Origin of the sequence: Streptomyces sp. NPDC049577, assembly GCF_040675635.1 — a bacterium.
Lineage (GTDB): Bacteria > Actinomycetota > Actinomycetes > Streptomycetales > Streptomycetaceae > Streptomyces.
This window is the reverse complement of the sequence record NZ_JBFAPH010000593.1, coordinates 1-1,920: the sequence shown is the minus strand read 5'-3', so window position 1 is coordinate 1,920 and position 1,920 is coordinate 1. Positions and strand designations below refer to the sequence as shown.

Annotated in this window: 2 pseudogenes; both read right to left on the bottom strand. The window is 76.5% G+C overall.

Going from position 1 to position 1,920, the window contains the following annotated elements:
- Positions 1-552 (bottom strand): annotated as a pseudogene (locus AB0K09_RS33050) (hypothetical protein); the annotation flags it as partial.
- Positions 549-1,826: pseudogene (pelF, locus tag AB0K09_RS33045) on the bottom strand (GT4 family glycosyltransferase PelF); the annotation flags it as partial. The pseudogenes AB0K09_RS33050 and pelF, both read right to left, overlap by 4 nt.
- Positions 1,827-1,920 lie beyond the last annotated feature (94 nt).

Genomic DNA, 1,920 nt, shown 5'->3' with positions numbered 1-1,920 from the left:
GGCGCCCCGGCCGAGGCTGCGGGCCGCCGCCCTGCGGCCGCCCGAGGCCAGCCGCAGATACGCGCGGTGCGCGACGGCCTGGTTCCAGGCCCAGGCCACCAGCGCGGAGGCGACCAGCGCCCCGGTGCCGGCCGGCAGACCGGCGGTCTCGCGCGGTCCGGCCAGCGAGGGGGCGGCGAGCGTATAGCCGAAGCCGGGCAGGGTGAAGACCAGGGAGCGCAGCAGGCACTGGGCCGGCCGGGCCCGCCAGGGATCGGGGCGGGGCGGGGGTTCGGGGTGGCCGCGCGGTACGCGGGCGTAGAGCTCGGCGGCGAGTTCGAAGGCGTCGCGGCGGCCGTAGCGTTCGGCGATCTGTTCGCCGGTCAGGCCGTCCGCCTCCAGGACGGCCGCTATCTCGTCGGGGTGTACGGCGGCCGCGCAGACGTCGGCGAGTTCCACGGCGAGCTCGTCGAGCGGGTCGGCCGCCCAGCGGGGCCGGTGGGGCGGCTGGGGGGCCGCCAGGTCGTGGACGGGTTCGGGCTCTTCCGGTACGAGCCGCAGCAGTCCGCTCATCCGGCACCGCCCGCGGCCATGGCCAGGACGGGCCCGGACTGCGGGACCGGGACGGGCACGGGCTGCCGCAGACCGCTGAGGTCGCGGTAGATGTCGCGGAAGGCGCTGATCGTCTGCCGGAGGGTGAACTGCTCGATGACGCGCAGCCGGGCCGCCTCCCCCATCGCCGCCCGCCGCTGCGGGTCCCGCAGCAGTTCGAGAGCCGCCCCGGCCATGGCCCCGGGGTCGCGCGGCGGTACGACCAGGCCGGTGTCGCCGACGGCCTCGCGGACGCCGCCCACGTCGGTGGAGACCGTGGCTCGGCCGCAGGACATGGCCTCGATCAGGGTGAAGGGGAAGCCCTCGCTGATGCTGGAGAGCATGACGATGTTGCCGGCCGCGTAGGCGTCGCGGATGTCGTCCACCCTGCCCTCGAAGGTGACGGCGTCGCCCACCCCGAGCTCGGCGGCGAGCGCCTCGCAGGCGGTGCGGTAGCCCTCGCCGCCGCGCGGGGTGCCGCCGAAGAGGCGCAGCCGGGCGGCGGGCAGCTCGGCGCGGACGAGCGCGAAGGCGCGGATCAGTGTCTCCAGGCCCTTGATGGGGTCGACGCGCCCGGCCCAGCTGAGCGTGGGCGCGTCCGGTTCGGGCCCGGCGGGCGGGAAGGCGGCGGGGTCGACGCCGTTGTAGACGGTGCGGATGCGGTCGGGCGGGGTGCCGCCGTGTTCCTCCCAGCGGCGGTTGTAGCGGTTGCCCGGGGTGACGAGCGCGGCGCGGCGGTAGCTCTCGCGGGCGAGCATCCGGAACAGCCCGAGCATCAGCGCCTTGACGGGCCAGCGGTAGGGCTCGTTGCGAAAGCTGAGGTAGCGCTCGCGCAGGTAGACGCCGTGCTCGGTGAGCAGGAAGGGGGTGCCGTACCGGTGGTGGGCGACCAGTCCGGGGACGGCGGCGAGGCCGCCGCTGACCGCGTGGGTGATCCCCTCGGCGGGCGCGGGGGCGGCGAGCGGGCGCAGGGCGTGCTCCAGGAGATCGGTGGCGGCGAGCGCGTCGTGGAGCGTGGGCCGGGCGGCGGCCGTGGCCAGTCGTGGGTCGTTCCAGACGCGGACGAGGGTGCGGGCCGCGGCCTCGCCGCGCAGGGCGGCGGAGAGGGTGCCGGCGGCGGCGTGGTCCGCCAGCCGGTAGAAGGTCCGGGCGAAGTGGTGTTCCTCGGCCGGGTCGAGGAGGGAGCGCAGGAACCACTCGTAGCAGGTGAGGAAGCGGCGCAGCCGGCGGCCGCGCGGGGCGCGCCCGGGCGGGGGCGGGGAACCCTAGGCTCCCCATCGATGACCGGAAACGATGAACCGCCGCCCCCTGCCGAACGGCGCTCCGCCGTACGCTCCTTGTGCCGTCTGT